The following is a 20,461-nucleotide window of genomic DNA, read 5'->3' as shown; positions in this document are numbered from 1 at the left end:
TAATATTACGACGTTACACTTAAGCATTGTTTTGCATTTTATATCCAAAGTAATTGCTTCAGGAAATTAAGAATTATAATAGCGCTATAAATTATATTTAATGTTCATTAAGCACCGTGAGGAAAGCAGGTGCTTAATGAAGGTTGAGAGTGGCTTATTTCGCGACCACTGATAGCTCTACGTCGAACTCGTCACGACCACTGATGCTGAAATAGTATTGACCCGTTTTTATGGTGCCGTCTTCATTCTTTGGAATCGAAATGGATTCGTTACTGCCATGAGTAAAGTTGGTCCACTCGTACTCAAAGTAGTGACAGACTTTGTCATAACAAGCATATAAATCGGCGTCACCGCTACCGGTAATCGATACTTCCAATTGATTGAAGTTCTGCGTCACGTCGACGAAGAAAAGTTTCTCTGCGAACTTTTCACCACTAACTTGAACACTGGTATTGAGCTCAATTTTCTTCGGTTTTTCTTTTGGCTTCGGCTTAGAAATGTCCGTGTCATCAATGTCTTTGGTTACTTCATCTAGCCATGAGTGAAACTCTGTATTGTAGGTAGGACCGAGTCGTTCAAGGAGTTTAACCCACTCTTTGTATTGTCCGGTACGTGAATATCCCAAAAGCTCGGTTACGTCTTCAGGATGCTTTTCTAACATAAAGCGCACGGCTAGGTAGCCCCAACGGTAAACACGATTCAAACCGTCGCTGTAGTTGGTATGGAACACTTCATCTAAAGTATGAGTTTTGTCTTTACCAAGTACTAATGCTGCGGTATAGCCGTCTTTGTAGTGCATGTATTCAGCGAAGCCTTCTAACCACCAAACGATGCTACCTTCGCGCATTGTCTCGTGGAAGTCACCGTATTGGTTAAATCGTCCGTCCAAATAGTGAATGTATTCATGCTCTAAGTTTAGAATCGAAAAGTCGTCATCCCATCCGTTTTGATAAGCGACGAATCGAGGTACATTTCCTTGCTTGGAAGGGTCTCGTTCGAGGAATTGTCCGCCGTTGTTGGTCGTGTTACCGAATAGGAAGCTAGAGTAGGTTGAATAGTCGTTTTTGGTTTTAAAAACAATAACGTCAACACTGTCGCTATGATCATCAGCGACAGGCTGATATCCCGTGTTAACAATTTGGTGGAAGTCATCTTCTTTCAGGTTCAATGTTTCGCAGCTTGTCACTGCTTGAGCTTCAGTCATTTCCTGAGCGAGTATTTGCGCAGGTCCACGACAGTCATAACTGAATGTCATGATTTTCTGTTTTAGATCTTGCTTCGCATTACCAAGCCCGAGTTGTTCTAGGTAATCCGGCGCATAAGCATTGACCATTTCAGCAATACCAACCCATATTCGGTCCGATTTGCCACCGAGTGGGTAACGTGCCAACAAGCTACGCAAAGCATCGATGACGACTTGTTTTGTGCTCGCATCTTGGGTTTTGACAAGTCTAGCGAGCTCACGGGCGGCGTTGCCGAGCAATTGTTCAGAATCCGTTCCGATCGCCCATTCGTTGTTGGTTATAAAAGCACTCAAACGATGAATATAACGTGGGTCAGACTCGATAAGATCGTAAAACGCTTTGGTTTGGGAATGCCCTGCCATAGCGATAAAAACATTGTTGATCGCTTTACGATAATAGTAGCTCTCGCTTTTGTCTTCAGAAAAGGTATCGAGAACAGCGAAAACATCGGGAGCGGCAATGGCAAGTTGTCTAATGCTATCAACAACAATCAACATTGATGCCAGTGCTTCTTGTTGTTCACGTCCATCTGTTAATGCGTGTGGTGAGCGTAAAAACTCTTGGATCGTAGCGGCGATCTCTGCGCCCAATTCCGAAGGGAAAGGCTGTAAGTCTCGTGCAAACGTGTCGTGTCGGTTCTTATACGCTGCTTTGATAAACTCGCCCAAGTAATAAATCTGCTGAGCTTGTTCCTTTTTCCCTTTATAAGCTTCAATTGCTTTTTTTAAGCCAGCGTTAATTCGTGTGACACTCAATGTGCTAAAAACGGTATCTGCTTGTTCAGCAGAAGGGGAGAACCAAGTTCTCATACACTCGTAGTCGCTGTTGGCGACACGTGATTCGATATTAACTCGGTCAAGGTTAAGTTCCGTAACAGTACATTTTCCTTTGTGTGGGAAAAGCTCGGTATCGTCATCTACGTCAGTATCGTCGTCAGTGGTTCCGTCGTCTTTGGTAGAGTCATCATCACCCGTAGTGTCATCATCTGAGTCTTTATCATCGTCTGATGTTGTATCATCATCGGTAACGGTGTCGTCATCGTTGACAGTATCCGTATCGTCGTCATCTGCTGTAGAATCTGAATCTGAATCTGAATCTGAATCTGAATCTGCGTCAGTGGTGTCATCATTTTTATCGCCGGAATCCACATCAGCGATAGGAACTGTCGTGACACCACCGGAAGAATCATCGCCACCACATCCAGTTAAAACACCAAGCATGGATAAAAGAAGACATGCGGTTGTAATATTTTTCATAGAATTAGTATTGTAATTAAAATGGGATTTAAATATATATTTTTACTAATCCATAGTTAAATAATAGGATTTAATAAGAAAATAAATATGTCTTATGATCCTTGAGGATATTTAAATGTGATATTAATCAGATAACCATTTTTTATAACGTTAGTAGAATTGTTAATTGGGAAGGAAAAATTGATTTTGATATACATAACGTCACTTTTTAACCTTAGTCGACGAGTATATGAAAAAAATATATTTTCCGATCATCAGTACACTGATGGCTTCTTTTGCCCATGCTAATACGTTACCTGCACCTACTTGGCATGAATTCCAATTAAATGACGGCTCTAGGAAAGAGCTAAAACTTTATGGCGACCAAGAATCTTTTTGGTATCAAGACCGGGAAGGCATTATCTACGTCTATGACGAAGATACAGGATGGTTTTATGGTCAACACGAAGTGGTTGATGGTCGCTTTGTTGCGACTTCAATTGGTGTGGAAGCCAAATTAGAAACACCACAATCAGTGAAAGCACTGTTAAAAGAAAAAGTCAGTCCGACGTCCTCTTTAGTACCTTCTAGTCGTATTGATCCGCTAAGCGATGCCTATTTTGAGCAAACGCCACTTCGAGCGGTTAACGCGACAGATGACCCAAAGCATCAGCCTTTGTTGGTTGTCCAAGTAAGCTTCAATGATGAAGCGTTTGTGAACGACTTTACCGATGTGATTTTTGGTGACAACCAACAAAGCGTCAAAGACTACTTCCACAAGAACAGTTACGGACGTTATATCGTTGAACCGGCAAGAGAAACACAAGGCACAGCGAATGATGGTGTTATCGATATTACGCTGGATATTGCACATCCGAATTGCCATTCAAAAAATGATTCGACGTGTGATGGTAAGCTAAAAGCGGCGTTCAAGGCGGCTTACGATAAGTTAGATCGTTACGTAGATTTGTCGACTTACGACGATAACAACGATGACAAAATTAGCCCTGATGAGCTGTCGGTGATGTTTGTATTTGCAGGATACGATAAATCTGCGGGCTCAATTAACACACCATATATCTGGCCTCACCGCTTCAGTCACAATACAGTTGAGATCGATGGTAAGACGATCCGTGATTACTGTTTGTTTGCGGACTTCCAAGGCAATCATCAGTCTACGATGGGGGTCATTGCCCATGAGCTTGGACACTTGATGCTTGGACTTCCGGATTTATACTCCTACAAGCATTCTGGTTCTGTGGGCCAATGGGGTCTTATGGGCGGAGGAAGCTGGGCAAGAAAACAAGGCGATAGCTACGCAGGGGAAACTCCGGTCAATATGCTGGCGTGGAGTAAGGAAGCTGCTGGTTTCATTAAACCTAAGGTCATTGATACTTCTGGTTCCGCGACCATTGAAACGGCACAAGGCGAGGGAGTGATGTATCTCGACCCTTACTTGAAGCAACAAGGACCTAGAGCGTACTTCGAAAACCGCCGCAAAAACCAATATGACCGTGCGTTATCTGGTGAAGGGCTACTAATCACAGCAGTGAGCGTGGACAATCGCTTTAACGACAATGGTCCAATGCAAGTACAGGTTTTCCAAGCGGATGGGCTTGATGAATTACAAACGCGTGGTTGGTCTGATCAGGGGGACGTGTTCCCTGGTTCAAGCAATGTAGTGACAGTTACGGACGATACATCGCCTTCGCTAAAAACAATCACTGGCGGGCGCGAAACCAATATCTCAATTAATGATATTGCGAGCACAGCGCAAAATGGATCGCTACGAGCGTCAATACCTTCTTCAAACAATAAATCGGCGTGGATCACCTCACTGTCAAGAACTTACGTTTATGAAGACTCACGCAATAACACAATAGGGTTTGGGTTAGATAACAACGAAGGTTACAAGACATTGGTAGGTTTCTACTTGTATGCGAAACCAATTCAGCCAAATGCCGATATGCGCTACCGCATGTTTAAGTATGACTTAACGACTAACCGCTGGGGGAATGCATCTATCAACGTTGATACACAAGTTGAAGTGTCATCGGGTGCGATTCCTGATTCGGGCGGTCGAGTGATGTTTGCTGCACCATTTGAGATTGATGACGGCGAACAGCTGTTGGTGATTGAATTAGAAAACGCAAAGCCGGAATACAGCTACTCATTCTTAGATGCTTACTTGTCTAACGGACAGAAAAAGAAGCAGTTTTTCGGTACTACAAATACGTACAAGACGAATGGTTTAAGCGAAGGTCGTGGTCGTAACTATCCATTTGCTGCTTTGTTAGAGAAACCTCAAGCAAAACCGAGCATCACTGCCCAGAGAGACTCTGTGACGTTGATGAGTGGTGAAAGCGTTACGATTGATGTACTAGCGAACGATCGTTCTTCTGATGCAAATAACACCATTAAGTTGGACAAAATCACAACAAAACCAGCGATTGGCAGTGCAGAAATTGCTGGGCAGAAAATTCGTTACTCAGTACCTGTTTCAGATATTCCTGAGCAGAGAACAGTGATGAAGTATCAAGTGTCTGACGATTTTGGTACGACGGCTGAAGGTGAAGTTGTTATCACCGTCAATTCTCCAGTTGTCACAGCGAGCAACCTTCAATACAAAACCCAAGAAGACAAGCCTTTAGCACTTGAATTGCGTCAGCAGCAAGGATTGGAGAAGGGTGACACCATCGTGATTAAAACCGCGCCTAAGCATGGTAAGTTAGATGGCGATACCTACCAAAGTGATGAAAACTATTTTGGTAACGACCAGTTTGAATTTGCAATTGTGAAAGAAAACGGGCGTGAATCTAACACTGCAACGGCTGTAATAACGATTGAAGCGGTCAATGATGAACCAACGTTTGCGGTAAAAGCAAGCCGTAAAGAGGGCCTAGAAAACGACAAAGTTACATTATCAGCCCTTGATCTAAAAGATGTTGACTCAGCTGATCACTCGTTCAAATGGCGCCAAGTTTCAGGAACCACCGCTAAGTTTACCACCACAGAGACACCAAATGTGGAAGTGACTTTACCGAAAGTCAGCAAGAAAAGTGAAAAGCTGACGTTTGAAGTGGCGGTAAACGACAAAGATGGCGCGATCATTACCAAAACCGTTGAAGTGGTCGTTAAGCAAGCTGTTGTGTCGGAAACCGATCCTGGTAAAAGTGAAGAAGGTGGCTCAATGGGCTTGTGGATTACTTTGTGTATGATGCTAATTAGCCTAAGAACAAAGAGTAATAATTTGTACAGATTCATAATAAGGAATGATATTCCGTAGAAAAGCATTATAATTCATTGCCTTATATGCACAGGATGAATGCAGATTGAAGGAAAACAATAAGAAAAACCTCCGTGTCGTAGCATTAGCTCCGACAGGGAGGTATTTTGCGTCAATAATAAGCTCATTAGAGATCCTAGAAACAGCGGCTGAGTTTGCTGAGTTCCCGGGTTTCATGACACATATCGTAACGCCAAACAACCGGCCATTGAGCGGTCGAGGAGGGATAAGCGTTCAACCAACTTCTCAATGGCAATCTTTTGATTTTACTAACATACTAATTATTGGCTCCATAGGAGACCCCTTAGAATCGCTTGATAAGATTGATCCTGCACTGGTTGATTGGATCAAAAAATTACATAAAAAAGGCAGCAAAATAGTTGCCATTGATACCGGTATTTTTGTCGTTGCGAAGGCGGGGCTTTTGCAGCAGAACAAAGCGGTAATGCACTCATACTTCGCCCACCTTTTTAGAGAGCTTTTCCCAGAGATCATGTTAGTGACAGAGCAGAAAGCGCTCATCGATGGGAATCTCTACTTATCTTCAGGACCGTACTCTCACTCAAACGTCATGTTGGAGATTGTCGAAGAGTACTTCGGAAAACAGACTAGAAACCTAGGTAACCAATTCTTAAGCACAATAGAAGGGAGTGGAAACTCGCATTCATATTGTGATGTCTTTCGCTACATGCAACACAAGGATGAGCTAATTCTTAAAATCCAAAAATGGATTCTTACTATGGACTTGGACATCGTTACCATCAGCGACCTAGCGAATGAAGCTTGTTTGTCAGAGAGGCAATTAAAGCGCCGTTTTAAAGATGCGACCTCTATTAGTCCACTTAAGTTTATTCAACTAGGCCGTTTGTCTTTCGCTAAAGAGTTGTTGAGATCAACAAAACTGTCCATTGATGAGGTCGCTAGTCGTTCTGGCTATGTGGATACACAATTTTTCAGGCAGATATTCAAGAGAGAAAATGATTGCTCACCACTTGAATATCGCAAGAAAAAGCAAGCAAAAGTCTAATTATAAATTTATCTTATGGTCTATAGCCACTCTACATGTAATGTTATTAATAAGATTATCATTTCTTTAGTCGTTTAATGCTTGCTCGGTCATTCGAACGAAAATTGCAAACGTTTGCTATTTTCGTTCGAATATAAATGAGTTGGTTTTAGATTGATTTTTAATAACGTTAGCTTATACTCACATACATGGATACTTATAATGACTTAATTTCCATTAATAATATTGTCGTTCTTATAATGTATATCGTTTGTTATAAATTAAAACTGTATGCATATTATTAAGTAGTCACTCGAAATATAAAGGGGGGGTTTAGGCCTCATAAAGGGGGTGATTAAGACACAATATTATAAAATTATCTTTTTTTAACCAATTATTTCGCAACGCGAAATAATAAATAAAACAGTTATTTACACCAAAATAAATCTCCTCTGATCAGTTGCAAATTTGAGAAATAAGCAACATGTTTCTTATACAACTGTTGAATAGTTAGACGTAGAATAAGACGCTGAGTTATAGCGGGAAGCCAATTATTAACTGGCTCAATGTGTAGCTTTATGGATGTATAACAATTATAACTATCGGATAATTATTGGGTCTTGGTGTTAATTAAATGAAAGCTAATAAACGAACCATTGATGTAAAGTACTTACGCACTTTTTCACATGTTGCAAGGCATAGAAGTTTTACTGCAGCTGCAGAAAGTCTATATTTAACCCAACCAGCCGTTTCACAACATATTAAAAAACTTGAATGTACTATAGGCGCAGAAGTCTTTGACCGAAAGGATGGTTTTAACTTGACTAAACATGGTCAAATATTACTAGATTATACGGATCAGACGATGTCGTTATATGATCAATTATTTGATGAGTTGGCTCAAGTTGATATGTTTGATCGGTATTCTATTGCGATTTCTGATTCATTCGCCCCTGAGTTAGTCGCAAAAGTAATCAGTTCTTTCAGAGTATATAACGACGTCGAGTTGGCTGTGACAAGTTATAGCGACCTTAATTGTGTCGATAAAGAAAACCACGATTTGGTGTTTGCCATCGGTGATACCACATCTGTGGAAGGGCGTGTATTTCCCCTAAACAGAGAACAATACATTTTAGCTTGTGACTGCGCGGTTGATCCTGAAGAGTGCTATCCCGAGCGAATCGTCTTTTGCAACTCTCTTTCTAGGCGAGATGCCGAGGTGCTTCTTGATTCTTTTGGTGTAGATATTTCTAAGGTAAAACATTGGCTTACGACCTCATCATCACGACTGATGATTAACGAACTACAAGCAGCAAACACGTTTGTCGTTTGTCCAAGTTGGACCTTAGGTGATCACAAATGTAGCCAATATTTATTACCAAAATACATTGAGATGTATGTTTGGTGCAACGATTCGGCAGCCAAGAAAATTGATCAAGAACGTTTAAGAAGTTTGATTACCGAAACTTTCCGACTCACATCTAAAGGAGTGGTAAGTAGAAAACCTCCCACTTCCTTACTGACCAGTTGTGAAGTAATGTAGTAAAACGCCATGCCTATTATAAATAGGCATGGCGTTTGTATTTATAGTCAAGAAACAAGGGATAGATAAAAGAAAAAAAGTCCACTAATACCGATCGGTATTGTGTAAGGAATGCCATTTTTAAAAGGAGTAGTTTGACGAAAAATGGCCGTCATCCACATCAAAAGAATTTGAATTCCGCCCAATAATCCAATAGCAATCATTGCTAATAACATATATTCACTATGTACACCTAAAAATAGTGCACCGATTAATTTTACATCCCCACCTCCAACTACGTTCATCATCCAAAGCAAAAAGAATGCAATAAAAATACATGTACTCACCAGAACTTGATTAAAAGGAGCTGGAGAATAATACAAGCTAGCTAGTGAGGTAACACTGATAAGAAAAATGAATCGATGCTTCACAATCCTATAGCGAATATCACCATAAAAAATACACATCACGCTGGCAAGGCAGGTTAGCCAAAAGATAAATTTTATATAATTCATTTTACTATTTTAATGGAGGGAGATTGGAATTCAATTGCTTCCTAATAATAAATTATTATGTAACGGATTACATGTGTTTATAACAACTATTTATAAATGAATAAAAAAGCTTAATTGGTGTGATTGTTTCTATTGAGGTAGATTTTCTACGTTCACTAAATGAGTGGCTAATTTAAATAAATAGAGGTAAACATGCTTTTAAATATCAATTCTAAACTTCGTAATATCCGTAATAAATTCAAGGCAGACAAACGTGGTGTAACTGCGGTGGAATACGCAATCATCGCGGTTGCAATGTCATCAATCATTTTGCTTGTGTTCAAGAATGGCACATTATCAGACACTCTTACTGAAGCCATGACTGCAATTAAGACTTCGATGAGTAGCGCTGCAAAATAGTGGAAAAGGGTCTGTTTAATTATACGAACGGGCAATTATAAAATTAAAGCGCCTAGAGAGGGGATTCCCTCTCTTTTAAGGTTTTTATTCTATGAGTAGAGCATTAGTTTTTGTATTTGTTGCCATCACTATGTTTTTGGCTTTTTTCTACGTCAGCGATTTTTTTGATCAGCCTGAGCCAGTGGCAGTGGTCGAAAATGAAGTGTTTGTAGAGGTCGCATTCGTTAATCAAGCTGTAAACAAAGCTGAGCCGGTTAACGCCAATGCAATAGATATTCGTGAGTTTCCCGAGTCGGAAGCAAAACAGCATTCATACGTTCCTTACTCGAGCATTAAGATTGATTCAGGTGCGCTATGGGCGAAAGACGTCAAAGAAGGTATGCAATTAACACCAGACTTGGTTTCTAATCCTGGTGAAAAAGATTACATGTATCTTTCACTTAAAAAAGACCAAGTGCCTTATTACTACTTGTCGCAAGGCAGTAGCATTGTGGAAGCGCTTCCTATTCAACCTGGCGATCGCGTCAGTTTTGTAGCCACAACCTCATCTCAATCCAATTTATTAGAAAGTGGCTATTCCGATATCGATAGCTTAACAAGCAACGTCATCATTGACGGGGCTTTGGTCTTGCAAGCGATGAACGTTGCTGAAGATGATGATTCATCAAATGAAGAATATGGCTTGATTATCGCGTTGACCGTTAAACAGGTACTTAAGCTAGAAATGGCGCAGAAGATCGGAGCCATTACCTTGGTTCCAGCAAAGATGGTTCATAAATACTTATCTGTAAAAAGTAGCGATTTGATTGAGCATCGATTTGGCGTTCGACAGCTGAGAGGGAATTAAGGGTGTTCAATAAAAATATATTATCAGTCACGCTGGGATTGGTTTTGCTTCTCCCAGCTTCCGCGTCAGCTGGGGATCTATTAAGCCTTGATAAAGGTGCAGCGAAGACGATTAATGTAAAACGCAACATTGATACCGTGTTTGTCGCGGATACCCAAATTGCGGATTACAAGGTCATCGCAAACGGGAAATTAGTGATTTACGGCATTGGCCGTGGTGCCACTTCCATTATCGCTTACGACCGAGCAGGAAACGAAATTTACAACGCAGAAGTAGTCGTAAATAAAAGCTTAAGGCTTTTAAAACAAACACTTATTGCAAGATATCCCGATGAAGATATTAAGCTGACCAACATTGGTGAGCAGGTTGTCATTGATGGTGTCGTGAGCAGCGAAGAAATCAAAAACAAGGTGTATCGCCACGTAGGTGAAATGCTGAAAAAGAGCAAAGAAAGAAATACTTTTGAGCTTACTAACGCAAACGGCGAAGATGGTGACCCTCTCGATTACACAGCGAGCTATGTGTATGAAGACATTATCAACAACCTGAAAGTTCTCACGACAGAGCAAATCAACGTAAAACTGACGGTTGCAGAAGTCTCCAGTTCATTCTTGACCGAATTGGGAGTTTCATACGCCGAAACAAACGGTAAGACTGTTGGTACTGCTGGTCAGTTCGTCAATAAGATTTTGGACTTTACTGCTGAGGATATCGTTGCGGTTATTTCAGCGAGTGGCAATGACAGCATTGGACAAGTGCTTGCCGAGCCAAATTTATCTGTGATTTCCGGTGAGTCCGCAAGCTTTTTAGTTGGTGGTGAAATTCCTATTACAGTTCGCGATAACGACGGCATCTCTGTTACTTACAAAGAGTACGGCGTAAAGCTGTCGATGGTGGCTAAGGTAACGGATTCTGAAAACATTCGTTTGTCACTGCTGCCGGAAGTGAGCTCTATTGATAAGACAAATGGCGTGAATACTGGTCTAGTCAGCGTGCCTTCTTTGAGGACTCGCAAAGCCCAAACGACCGTGCAATTGAAAGATGGTCAAAGCTTTGTTCTAGCGGGTCTGTTGACATCAGAAGAACAGGAATCATTAGCCAAAATCCCTTACCTGGGTGATATCCCGATTTTGGGTGCACTGTTTAGTAAAACCAATACTGAAAGAAGAAAGACTGAGCTGATTATCGTAGCGACAGTTAACCTCGTCGATCCTGTTAAAGAAACCGATATCAAACTGCCGAAGTTTAAACGAACAAGTGACCTTGAGCGTTTGTTGAAACTTGATCTTTCAAATGTTGATGACGAAGAGCTGGAAAATACGATAAAGGCGGGAGGCTTTAACTAATGAAGGCAAACCTATTGTTGGTGGTTTCTGTATTACTCTCGGGTTGCTCGGTATCGGTAACACCAAACAAAACAACCGTAGACACAATTGTAGAAACCTTTGAGTTTCGAGTCACAAACAAAGAAGTGGCGATGGATAAGTCAGTTAACTTCGTCAATCAAATTAATCTTCAGTATCCAAAGTCGACATTTGCGATCAATTACGACGCCAAAGAAAGTCAGTTTGTTGATGGTTTTGTAAAAGAAATCAAAGCCAAAGGCGTAAACAAGTTGCGTTATACCCTAAACGCAAACAGCGAAAGCAAAGGCGTAAAAATCGTTGCGAAATACCACAAGATGCAAGAGCAAACTTGTGATGCTGTTTCATTCAACACCCTTAAACATCATCCATTTGGGTGCAGCTTGGAATACAACAGACGCTTGAGTATGACGAATCCTGTGGCGGAGTAAAAAATGGATTTAGATAACCTATTCAAAACGACTTCATCAAGCAAAGATAAGAAGAACAACACCATTGATCTGGTTGTTTCAGATGATTTGGCTTTTCTTCAAGCAATCGACGAGCTCTATGCAATCGAAGGTTTCGCTTCACCTTTAAAAGTCGACGATATTGATGACGAAAGTTGGCATAAAACTAACGCTGAAATAAAACATGTCATTCTTGACTTAAGAGCATGTGGTGAGTTGATTTCAGAAGTTGCGGAGATCTCTTCAAGATTAGACGTCAGCATTTCTCTTATTGTAGTGAGTAACATGGACTCAATACTGATGCGAGATAAAGTCCTGTCATTGGGTGCCAACTACATTCTTTGGGACCCTGAACTCGATGGTTTGTTAGGGGCGCTTAAAGAGTCAAGTGCTGCAACATTCTCACCAACAGTTAAGAAGAAGTCTCGCATTGCCAAGCGAGTCTTAGTGCTTGGTAGCAAAGGTGGGGTGGGCGTGTCGACGATCAGTGCCTTTCTTTCACACAGTTTGAGTCAACAAGCGAACTTAAAAACCTTGCTTGTTGAGCATGACACCATCGCACTAAACTCAGACATATTTCTAGGCTTAAAAGGGCTAAAAGCGCAGCAAAACAGCATTGATTTGAACCAGTCTGAACTGGATGCCGCGATTGCTGGAAGCTATGTAAAACCCGTTAAAGATAAGCTCAACTTCCTCACATTAGAAAAGAACGTTGCTTGCTTGAGCGATCATGTAGATTCGTTGTTTCGCATCTCTAACGAACTGGTTGATCAATACAATTTTATCATTGATTCCATGCCGCTTAGTGCGATTGATGAGCTGACAGCAGAAGACATCAGTGACCGATACAACCGTATTTTTATTGTTTGTGAACCTTCCGTGGCGTCACTAAGAGCGTACCACTCGATCAAGAAGAAGTTGGGTAAGTCTGAGCATCGAGTGATTTTCTCGATGACGCGATCTCAGAAGGACTACATGATGCCGCTTCAAGGGGCGAAAGAGAAAATCAAAGCAAAAGACGCGATTGATTTTGCTTATGAAGCCAATCTAGAGAAGCTCATTATTCAACAAGGCATTCAAAACACGGCAAAGCTTAAGTTTGCACCTGCCATTGCCAATATTGTGAATTCGTTGACGGGTAAAAAAGTCAAAGTACAGAAAAAGTTCGCGTGGTTTAAGAAATGAATCACTTGAAAGAAGTTTATATCGAGATCCGGGACGAAATCTTTGACGCCTTAGATGCAGCCTCGTTAGTTGACGTTGAACCGTTGGAGCTTGAGAGCCAACTAAAAGATTCCGTTAATATTCTTATTGAGAAGAAGCAACTTCAAATCAGTAGCTTAAAGCGTTTAGAGCTGGTTAAAGCACTGCTTGACGAGTTGAAAGGTCTTGGACCCCTTCAAGCGTTGGTCGATAACGATGAAATCTCGGACATCATGATCAATGGTCCCTCAGACATTTTTATCGAATTGAACGGTAAGGTAGAAAAGTCACCAATTCAGTTCGTCAACGAGAAACAGCTCAACACCATTGCTAAGCGTATTGCCTCAAATGTGGGGCGTCGAATTGATGAATCAAAACCGCTTTGTGATGCTCGTTTGGAAGATGGAAGTCGTGTAAACATTGTTATTCCGCCTCTTGCAATCGATGGGACATCCATTTCGATTCGTAAGTTCAAAGAGCAAAAAATCAAGCTAGAAAACTTGGTTCAGTTTGGCGCGCTATCGGTTGAAATGGCAAAGCTGCTTTCGATTGCCAGCCATTGTAAGTGCAACATCCTTATCTCTGGGGGTACGGGTTCAGGTAAAACAACCTTGTTGAACGCATTGTCCGGTTTCATTGGTAGTGGTGAACGTATCGTTACCATTGAAGATGCGGCCGAACTTCAATTGCAACAACCACACATTGTTCGATTGGAAACTCGTCAAGCAAGTGTTGAAGGGACGGGTGAAATCACTGCGCGAGATTTGGTAATCAACGCCCTGCGTATGCGACCAGATAGAATCATTGTTGGTGAGTGTCGTGGTGGTGAAGCGTTTGAAATGCTTCAAGCAATGAACACTGGTCACGATGGCTCAATGTCTACGCTTCACGCGAACACCCCTCGTGATGCGATTGCTCGTGTGGAGAGTATGGTAATGATGGCGACAGCCAGTCTACCGCTTGAGGCGATTCGTCGAACCATCGTGAGTGCGGTTGACCTGATAGTCCAAGTACGACGACTCCATGATGGTAGTCGTAAGATCTTGTTTATCAGTGAAATTGTTGGTCTCGAAGGTGACAACGTTGTTATGGAAGATATCTTCCGGTTTGAAAACAACGGAATGGGTGATGAAGGCAAGATCTCGGGCGAATTTCGAACGCCAGGTCTTTCTAAGCGCTCTGTAATTTATGAGCGCGCGAAGTTCTTTGGCTTGGATGGGGCGCTGCAGGAGCTGTTCTCATGATGCTGATTGTCATTTTGCTATGGGTTGTAGTTGCGTTGTTTCTGTTTATTGGGCATTCGAAAAAACAGAAAGAAATCACATCAATCATTGAGCAATCTAATACGTTCGAGGGCGTTTCTGGCTCTCGAGCGGTTATCGATTCAGAAAGCTTTGATATCAGCTACCGAAAAAAGATTAAGGATAAATTTAAGCAGTTGAAAAAGCTGTTGAGTCCTAATGCAGGAATCAAATTGATTGGCTTTTTCGCGGGATCTTCATTAGCGGTTTACTTCGTTAACGATTGGTTCTTCATGTTTGAGTATTGGAAAGTGCTGCTTGCTTTGGAGCCAATATTGTTTGTGATGTTTATTCTCAAACTTAGTGGCATCCAAGCGCAGCGATTCAAGGATAACTTCCCGGATGCGCTGAACATTCTTTCTGGTGCGCTCTCCTCGGGTCAGAGTATTGTCCATGCGTTCGAATACGTGGGTACTCAGCTTGATAATGAAGTAGGCGAAGAGTTCAAGAAGATGTCAGAGCGTCTACTTATCGGTGAAGACCCAGATGATGTATTGGCGCGAAGTGCTTCGTCTTTCCCTTATGTTGAGTACTTTTTCTTTGCGGCGACGATTCGAATCAACTTGAGTCGAGGTGGCCAACTAAAAGACGTCATTAACCGTATCAACCGAATCATGTTTGAAGCAAGGGCGATCGAGAAGAAGAAAAATGCACTGACGTCAGAGGCGCGTGCTTCAGCAAAAATCATCGCGGCTCTGCCAGTTATCTTTATCATGATTTTGAAGTTCACAAGCCCAGATAACTATAACTTCGTGATGTTCGAAGATGGGGGGAAGCCTATTTTCTATTACGTGTTGATCAGTGAAGCCATCGGATTCTTCTTTATCTACATGATATTAAGAGGGGTGAAGTAGTGGTCGATATAAAATTAATCTTTTTAGCATTAGGGTTGTTTATTTCATTATCTGTCGCGTATTACTCATTAAAAGTGTTTGATAAAACCAAAGCGAATATTTCGACAAAAAAGATCATTGACTCAACCCAAGAAAAGACGCCTTTTTCTGAAAAGTTAGCAGTACAACTTTCGCGTCTGTCTTTTAATAAAGAAGAAACGAAAAACAACTTAGTTAGAGCAGGGATTCATAGTGATTTTATTGCACAGGCCTATTACCTGCTGAAGATTATACCGCTGTTATTTTGTTTAGCATTTATTGGCTATTCTTACATGCAAGGAGACATGGAGTTTTCATCTGCGTTTATTTCATTCTCAGTCTCGATGCTTGTGTGTTTGATTGCGCCAGATATGTACATCTCTTCGAAAGGGAATGCGAATGTTCGTCACGTGAGTAGTCGACTACCTTTCTTACTCGACTTAATGAACGTGTGTGTGCATACCGGGATGACGCTCGAAGCGAGCTTGGAATATTTATCGAACGAGTTAAAAACAGTCGATGAAAACCTGGCTTATGTTGTTAAAAAAACTTCAGAACGAGCCAAAATTGTTGGTTTGGATCGAGCACTTACTGAGTTCTATGATCTGGTTCCAACCCCAGAGGCACAAAGCTTTGTTATGACACTTACTCAAAGCTTGAAGTACGGCTCATCAGTAGGTGCGGTATTAGCCTCCCTCGCTTCTGATATTCGAGAAATAAACATGCTCGATTTGGAAGAAAGAATAGGAAAGATGGGGGCAAAAATGTCCATACCAATGATCACTTTTATCATGGTTCCTATTGTTGTTCTAATCGCAGCGCCAGGGATAATGAGGATGCTAGGATAATGAATGTAAAAAACTATATCTCCCTTTTTGTTTTATTGCTTTTAAGTGGGTGTTCCACCATCAATCAGGAATTAGTAACCAAAGAAAAATTGCTGACTAACTCTGGACAAACTGAACAATTGATCGAGTTTTATAAAGCAAATTTGGTTGAAGTTCCAAGCTATAAGATAAAACTGATTAACTTATATCTCGATAACAAAGATCAAAAGTCTGCCGAATTATATATAAATACTCTTGAGAAAAAAGACCTCGAAGATCCAGAGATTATTTACATCTTAGCTAAGTTGGAATATCTAAAGCGTAATTATGACGCAAGTGATCGTTATTTAGATGATTATTTAGAAAATGGTGGTCCGGAAGGTAATTATTATCTATTAAAGGGTAAGATTTTAGCGCGTAAGAAAGACTACAGCGGTGCAATCGCCAACTTCAACGACAGCAAGAAAAACGGCGCGTCTGACCGAGAAGCGAATAACAATATTGCCGTCGTGATGATGCTGCAAGGTCGTCCAGAACCTGCAATGGAGCTGCTATACAGCTTGTTTGCGGCTAATCCGAACGATGAAAAAGTCCGTTCAAATCTTCTATTAGCTTCGACTCGATCACACCGACCTGATGTGGCATTGGAAGTGTTAAAGCACGACAGCAGTGAACAAGAAGCGCGAGTCAAACTGAAAAAACTCATGCAGAGCGTCAAACCGCTTCCTAAAAAAGTAACGAAAAAAGCTCCACCAAAGCAGGTCGCTAAAGTAAAGGAAAAGAAAAATATGGAAATGGAAACGAAATCAGTCGATTTGAAACCAAAGTACGTAGCACGCTCAGTTCTAGATCCAAAAAATTTACGCCCTAAAGCGCCGTCAATTTACCGAATTCAAGTTTTGGCAACCTATAAGGTGATTCCTTCGGATTACTTAAACTATCTGAAAGGCAATTATGGAAGTGTGTATTCTTACACGCACGGCTTATGGAAGCGTTACTGCATTGGTGAGTTCAGTGACATCAATGACGCAAAGAAATTTCTTGAAAACATGGATGTCAAAGGTGCTTTTGTTGTTGATTACACGAAGAAAAGGTACGTCGAGCTATGATCAAGTTTCAAAAGGGAAGTTTGACAGTTGAGACCGCAATGGGCTTGCCAGTTTTACTAATGGTTCTGTTTACTTGGTTTGACTTGTCGGTTTTAACGTACTCAATGGGTGTGACGGATCATGCATTAACCACAGCAGTGATGAGCAGTAAAAAGCAAGGCAGCTCTCACAGTACTGAAAAAATCGATTACCAAGACGTAATCAAAACCAAGCTTGAATCAAGTGGTGGTGCACTATGGTCAAAAGTTGTTGATCACTCAACAGTTTCGGCATCGGTTTATTACTTTAAAAACCTAACTGACTTTATCCATTGTAATCGCAGTGGAAAAGTGTTGAGTGAATGCCCAAACATCAAGAAAGGCGACACTGCTGAAAACTCAGTCAACATGCCAATTGCCATATACCAATTGAGCTTCACCTATCAGCCTCTGTTTAACTTTGTTATGCCAAGCATGAACATTAGTCGCGAGATGGTCGCGGTTCAGGAGTACGAGCGCTGTACGTTCAAGTTAGGAGAGGAGATCAGTTGTGGTAACTAAGTCAAAGCAAACCGGTGCTTTTATTGTTGAGCTTGCATTGGTCTTACTCTTTTTTGGCTCCATTATTGCCATGCATATCAACTACACCATCGCCGTTAATAAAAAAGGGCAGTTGGATAGGGTTGTGTATTCAATCGTCAGTGTTATTAGTGAACGCCGACAGTTGTTTGCCAATGAGCTCGATATTTGTGGCGCAGGAGGTAAGCAGTGCGAGACACACATGAACAATTCGTTCGATATGGCGAAAGGCATGTTGAAACGCACACTACCAGATTTTGATGAAAATGAGCTGGGGATGCGAGTCATAGAGCTATCTTTGATTGATAAAGACAAGAAGCTTGTTAGAACCACCGCCTTAAAAGGCATGACGGCAGGGTGTAATTTTCCGGATCTAGAGGAAATTACAGTGGAAAAAGCAACAAAACTATTGCCTTTGACTACGCAGAACCGACGCCTTCCTCTTTATCATGTGTCTCTTTGCTACAAAACGCCGTTTAACATTATCGGTCTTATGAGCGGTGAGCCGATCAAAGTCGTGACCAGTTCCTATTCATTTGCAAGGATTTAATATGAAGCGCTTCACTAAGCAAAAAGGGGTTGCTGGGATCATATTTCTTTCGTTTCTCCCTATATTAATCATCACTTTCTCGTTTTCTGTTGGCTATACGCAACGTTTGCTTGCGCACTCAAAAATAGAGGAGGCGGCTGAAGTTGCGAGTCTTGCCTTGATTGCAAGTCCAGGTAAAGACAATCAAGAAGACAAAGACTATGCGCAGAGAATTGTCGACTTATATATTACCGACAATATTAGCGACATTCAGATCAACGTATCGACCAAGAAGTGTGAGTACAAAGACGGTTGTGTTCAGAAAGCCAATGAGTTATCGCCATTTGCAGACTTCACCGTGGTTGCGACCTCTGAGCATGATTCATGGATTTCACATAATGAAATCGGCGTAGAGCCAAAATTCAAAGTGTCTGGCGACTCGATCACCCGGAAATACTTACCTCAACCGGTGGATATCTACTTCATACTGGATACCAGTCAATCGATGAGTAACCTGTGGTATGGGCAAAACAACAAAACCCAGATGCAGGTGGTGAAGGAAACGATCACCAAAGTTGTCGAAGATTTGAAGGACTTCAAAACCGGTGAGAATAAGAAGAGTCGCGTTGCCTTGTTGACTTACAACGCCTACAACGTGAAATACGATAAAAAAGATCGCAGACTAAAATTCTACGACTATGCAAGTGAGTTTTCTCACACAGAAGCATCTTTCCAAAGCATTGTCGATGATATGTTTGACCAGTCTGTGGATGAACAAAACGTGTACCACTCTAGTTATTACAATCAGGCACGAGATATTCCAATAACAGACAACTATCAGGAATTTATCAATATCTTGAATTCGAATAAGGTAATGCCTGCTAGGGGCGGCGGCACCAATTCTTGGTTAGGTCTGATTGCAGCAGCGAAAGAGGCAGACAAAGTTAAGAAAGAAGAGCGTAACCCAGAACAGGTGTTTATCTTCCTTTCTGATGGTGCAGATACAGACGTACGGTTCCCTGACTATCTCCATCGAAACAGTACGTATAGAAACAAATACGACGTGGTCACGAAAAGTTATCGAGACAGTTATGGTTATATTCAGTATCAACAAGTTTACGACAAGTTCTTGAAGTCATTAGTGCGTGAACACAACCTTTGTGAACAGCTCAAGAAAAGAATTTCTAGCAAAGAAAATAAGTTTCAAAGTGAACACGCGAAGTTAGAAGGTGAAAAAACAAAAGTCACTATGGGCGTTATAGGTGTTAACTACAACGTACAAAAGGACGATGGATTCGGTGATTGTGTTGGCGAGAAAAATATTTATCACGCAAAAAATGGTAAAGATGTCTACAAATACATATTAAATCTGATTAACGAAGAGACAGGACGATTAAAAGATTAAAATGAAAAAATTATTATCAATCGCGATTATTTTTACCTCAAATGTCGCACTCGCTAATTGTATTAATCATGATGAAAACTACGTGAGCTCTAAAATTCTTAAAAGTTCCGAAACAAAAGTCACTCAGGTTGTTGGTAAGTTAGCGGTGACGGTAAATGAAGAACGCTCTATTGTACAGGATAAGAGAGTAGTTAAGGTTGAAGGGTTGAATGCGACCGACAGCTGCACCTTTGATAAGAACTCGATGTCGTTGATCCTCAACTATGATACTGATAAATATCGTTTAACAGACACTCACAAACAAGCGATTTCGCAATACTTGGAACTGGTTGACGAAGGTACTCGTGTTCTTGTTGAAGGGCATACTGATGAGGTCGGCTCTCAGGCTTATAACAAAGGCTTGTCTGCTCGTCGCGCGAATGCCGCAACAACATACCTGAAACAAGGGTTAGGTCTAGGCAACAGGATTGTTGAAAAAGCATTCGGTGAGTCTGCGCCGATTTGTAAGGTAAATGAAAACAAAGTATCTGGCTGTAACCGTCGAGTTGTATTAACGATAGACTAATGTGTAATCCACTGTTTGCTGTTGTCATTATAATTTTTATGTGCTCACTATTAAGTGGGGTTGTTTAGTAAAAGAGCTTGGTACTTACCAAGCTCTTTTATTACTGATATTTATTATGGAATAATAAATGTCTATTTCATTTTTCAATCATTAATCGATAGCATTTAATTTTGTTTTTATACAACGATAATTAAAATGTCTATTTCTCGATGCGTTATCGCTTCTA

At 41.1% G+C, this 20,461-nt stretch carries 18 protein-coding genes; 16 read left to right on the top strand and 2 right to left on the bottom strand.

Annotated features, from left to right (window positions below; genetic code table 11):
* Positions 1 to 154: 154 nt before the first annotated feature.
* Positions 155 to 2,464, bottom strand: coding sequence for a M9 family metallopeptidase (locus tag NL647_RS17155; RefSeq protein ID WP_253650538.1), 2,310 nt, complete (start codon positions 2,462 to 2,464; stop codon positions 155 to 157).
* Between the two features lie 265 nt (positions 2,465 to 2,729).
* On the opposite strand from NL647_RS17155, the gene NL647_RS17150 reads away from it, so the two are divergent.
* From NL647_RS17150 to NL647_RS17140, 3 genes are all read left to right on the top strand, one after another.
* Complete coding sequence (locus NL647_RS17150; RefSeq protein WP_026138252.1) at positions 2,730 to 5,765, top strand: M6 family metalloprotease domain-containing protein; 3,036 nt, start codon at positions 2,730 to 2,732, stop codon at positions 5,763 to 5,765.
* 46 nt (positions 5,766 to 5,811) lie between these two features.
* On the top strand, positions 5,812 to 6,792 hold the full coding sequence (locus NL647_RS17145) for a GlxA family transcriptional regulator (RefSeq protein WP_017190213.1): 981 nt from the start codon (positions 5,812 to 5,814) through the stop codon (positions 6,790 to 6,792).
* A 613-nt stretch (positions 6,793 to 7,405) separates the two neighbouring features.
* The gene (locus NL647_RS17140) at positions 7,406 to 8,314 is read left to right on the top strand and encodes a LysR family transcriptional regulator (RefSeq protein WP_009697503.1); all 909 of its coding nucleotides are present in this window, start codon (positions 7,406 to 7,408) and stop codon (positions 8,312 to 8,314) included.
* A gap of 47 nt (positions 8,315 to 8,361) precedes the next feature.
* Here the strand turns inward: NL647_RS17140 and NL647_RS17135 are convergent, their stop codons facing one another.
* Positions 8,362 to 8,808: a prepilin peptidase gene (locus NL647_RS17135; RefSeq protein ID WP_061065040.1), complete on the bottom strand. Its 447-nt coding sequence runs from the start codon at positions 8,806 to 8,808 to the stop codon at positions 8,362 to 8,364.
* 192 nt (positions 8,809 to 9,000) lie between these two features.
* On the opposite strand from NL647_RS17135, the gene NL647_RS17130 reads away from it, so the two are divergent.
* The 13 genes from NL647_RS17130 (at position 9,001) to NL647_RS17070 (ending at position 20,235) form a co-directional block, all read left to right on the top strand.
* Complete coding sequence (locus NL647_RS17130) at positions 9,001 to 9,207, top strand: Flp family type IVb pilin (protein ID WP_005445979.1); 207 nt, start codon at positions 9,001 to 9,003, stop codon at positions 9,205 to 9,207.
* A 91-nt stretch (positions 9,208 to 9,298) separates the two neighbouring features.
* The gene (locus NL647_RS17125) at positions 9,299 to 10,054 is read left to right on the top strand and encodes a pilus assembly protein CpaB (protein WP_017190210.1); all 756 of its coding nucleotides are present in this window, start codon (positions 9,299 to 9,301) and stop codon (positions 10,052 to 10,054) included.
* Between the two features lie 2 nt (positions 10,055 to 10,056).
* Entirely contained in the window at positions 10,057 to 11,400 is a 1,344-nt protein-coding gene (locus NL647_RS17120) for a type II and III secretion system protein family protein (RefSeq protein ID WP_017190209.1), read from the top strand.
* The gene (locus NL647_RS17115) at positions 11,400 to 11,849 is read left to right on the top strand and encodes a hypothetical protein (protein ID WP_005445974.1); all 450 of its coding nucleotides are present in this window, start codon (positions 11,400 to 11,402) and stop codon (positions 11,847 to 11,849) included. Before NL647_RS17120 ends, NL647_RS17115 begins: the two co-directional genes overlap by 1 nt.
* Before the next feature lie 3 nt (positions 11,850 to 11,852).
* A complete protein-coding gene (locus NL647_RS17110) occupies positions 11,853 to 13,052 on the top strand; it encodes an AAA family ATPase (RefSeq protein WP_017190208.1) in 1,200 nt (399 codons plus the stop codon).
* A complete protein-coding gene (locus NL647_RS17105) occupies positions 13,049 to 14,314 on the top strand; it encodes a CpaF family protein (protein WP_005445970.1) in 1,266 nt (421 codons plus the stop codon). The genes NL647_RS17110 and NL647_RS17105 overlap by 4 nt, the downstream gene beginning before the upstream one ends.
* On the top strand, positions 14,311 to 15,225 hold the full coding sequence (locus NL647_RS17100; protein ID WP_195724113.1) for a type II secretion system F family protein: 915 nt from the start codon (positions 14,311 to 14,313) through the stop codon (positions 15,223 to 15,225). The genes NL647_RS17105 and NL647_RS17100 overlap by 4 nt, the downstream gene beginning before the upstream one ends.
* Positions 15,225 to 16,091 carry a type II secretion system F family protein gene (locus NL647_RS17095; protein WP_005445966.1) on the top strand — a complete coding sequence of 289 codons (867 nt, stop codon included), beginning with the start codon at positions 15,225 to 15,227 and terminating at the stop codon, positions 16,089 to 16,091. Before NL647_RS17100 ends, NL647_RS17095 begins: the two co-directional genes overlap by 1 nt.
* Positions 16,091 to 17,179, top strand: coding sequence for a lipopolysaccharide assembly protein LapB (locus NL647_RS17090; RefSeq protein ID WP_061065036.1), 1,089 nt, complete (start codon positions 16,091 to 16,093; stop codon positions 17,177 to 17,179). The genes NL647_RS17095 and NL647_RS17090 overlap by 1 nt, the downstream gene beginning before the upstream one ends.
* Entirely contained in the window at positions 17,176 to 17,718 is a 543-nt protein-coding gene (locus tag NL647_RS17085) for a TadE family protein (RefSeq protein WP_029788146.1), read from the top strand. The genes NL647_RS17090 and NL647_RS17085 overlap by 4 nt, the downstream gene beginning before the upstream one ends.
* A complete protein-coding gene (gene tadF / locus NL647_RS17080) occupies positions 17,708 to 18,286 on the top strand; it encodes a tight adherence pilus pseudopilin TadF (protein WP_017190205.1) in 579 nt (192 codons plus the stop codon). The genes NL647_RS17085 and tadF overlap by 11 nt, the downstream gene beginning before the upstream one ends.
* 1 nt (position 18,287) lies before the next feature.
* Positions 18,288 to 19,670, top strand: a complete 1,383-nt coding sequence (locus NL647_RS17075) for a TadE/TadG family type IV pilus assembly protein (protein WP_005445959.1) — start codon at positions 18,288 to 18,290, stop codon at positions 19,668 to 19,670.
* A gap of 1 nt (position 19,671) precedes the next feature.
* The gene (locus NL647_RS17070) at positions 19,672 to 20,235 is read left to right on the top strand and encodes an OmpA family protein (protein WP_005445957.1); all 564 of its coding nucleotides are present in this window, start codon (positions 19,672 to 19,674) and stop codon (positions 20,233 to 20,235) included.
* The last annotated feature ends 226 nt before the right edge of the window (positions 20,236 to 20,461 follow it).

Source organism: Vibrio sp. Y29_XK_CS5, from assembly GCF_024181835.1.
GTDB classification, from domain to species: Bacteria; Pseudomonadota; Gammaproteobacteria; order Enterobacterales; family Vibrionaceae; genus Vibrio; species Vibrio harveyi.
Note: the sequence above shows the minus strand (reverse complement) of the source record. Positions and strands in the feature narration are given on the sequence as shown.

Bases quoted from the DNA above. Each gene is read 5' to 3' on its own strand.
- NL647_RS17155 (WP_253650538.1), bottom strand. From the start codon at position 2,464: ATGCTTGGTGTTTTAACTGGATGTGGTGGCGATGATTCTTCCGGTGGT.
- NL647_RS17150 (WP_026138252.1), top strand. From the start codon at position 2,730: ATGAAAAAAATATATTTTCCGATCATCAGTACACTGATGGCTTCTTTT.
- NL647_RS17140 (WP_009697503.1), top strand. From the start codon at position 7,406: ATGAAAGCTAATAAACGAACCATTGATGTAAAGTACTTACGCACTTTT.
- NL647_RS17135 (WP_061065040.1), bottom strand. From the start codon at position 8,808: ATGAATTATATAAAATTTATCTTTTGGCTAACCTGCCTTGCCAGCGTG.
- NL647_RS17130 (WP_005445979.1), top strand. From the start codon at position 9,001: ATGCTTTTAAATATCAATTCTAAACTTCGTAATATCCGTAATAAATTC.
- NL647_RS17125 (WP_017190210.1), top strand. From the start codon at position 9,299: ATGAGTAGAGCATTAGTTTTTGTATTTGTTGCCATCACTATGTTTTTG.
- NL647_RS17115 (WP_005445974.1), top strand. From the start codon at position 11,400: ATGAAGGCAAACCTATTGTTGGTGGTTTCTGTATTACTCTCGGGTTGC.
- NL647_RS17110 (WP_017190208.1), top strand. From the start codon at position 11,853: ATGGATTTAGATAACCTATTCAAAACGACTTCATCAAGCAAAGATAAG.
- NL647_RS17105 (WP_005445970.1), top strand. From the start codon at position 13,049: ATGAATCACTTGAAAGAAGTTTATATCGAGATCCGGGACGAAATCTTT.
- NL647_RS17100 (WP_195724113.1), top strand. From the start codon at position 14,311: ATGATGCTGATTGTCATTTTGCTATGGGTTGTAGTTGCGTTGTTTCTG.
- NL647_RS17090 (WP_061065036.1), top strand. From the start codon at position 16,091: ATGAATGTAAAAAACTATATCTCCCTTTTTGTTTTATTGCTTTTAAGT.
- NL647_RS17085 (WP_029788146.1), top strand. From the start codon at position 17,176: ATGATCAAGTTTCAAAAGGGAAGTTTGACAGTTGAGACCGCAATGGGC.
- NL647_RS17075 (WP_005445959.1), top strand. From the start codon at position 18,288: ATGAAGCGCTTCACTAAGCAAAAAGGGGTTGCTGGGATCATATTTCTT.
- NL647_RS17070 (WP_005445957.1), top strand. From the start codon at position 19,672: ATGAAAAAATTATTATCAATCGCGATTATTTTTACCTCAAATGTCGCA.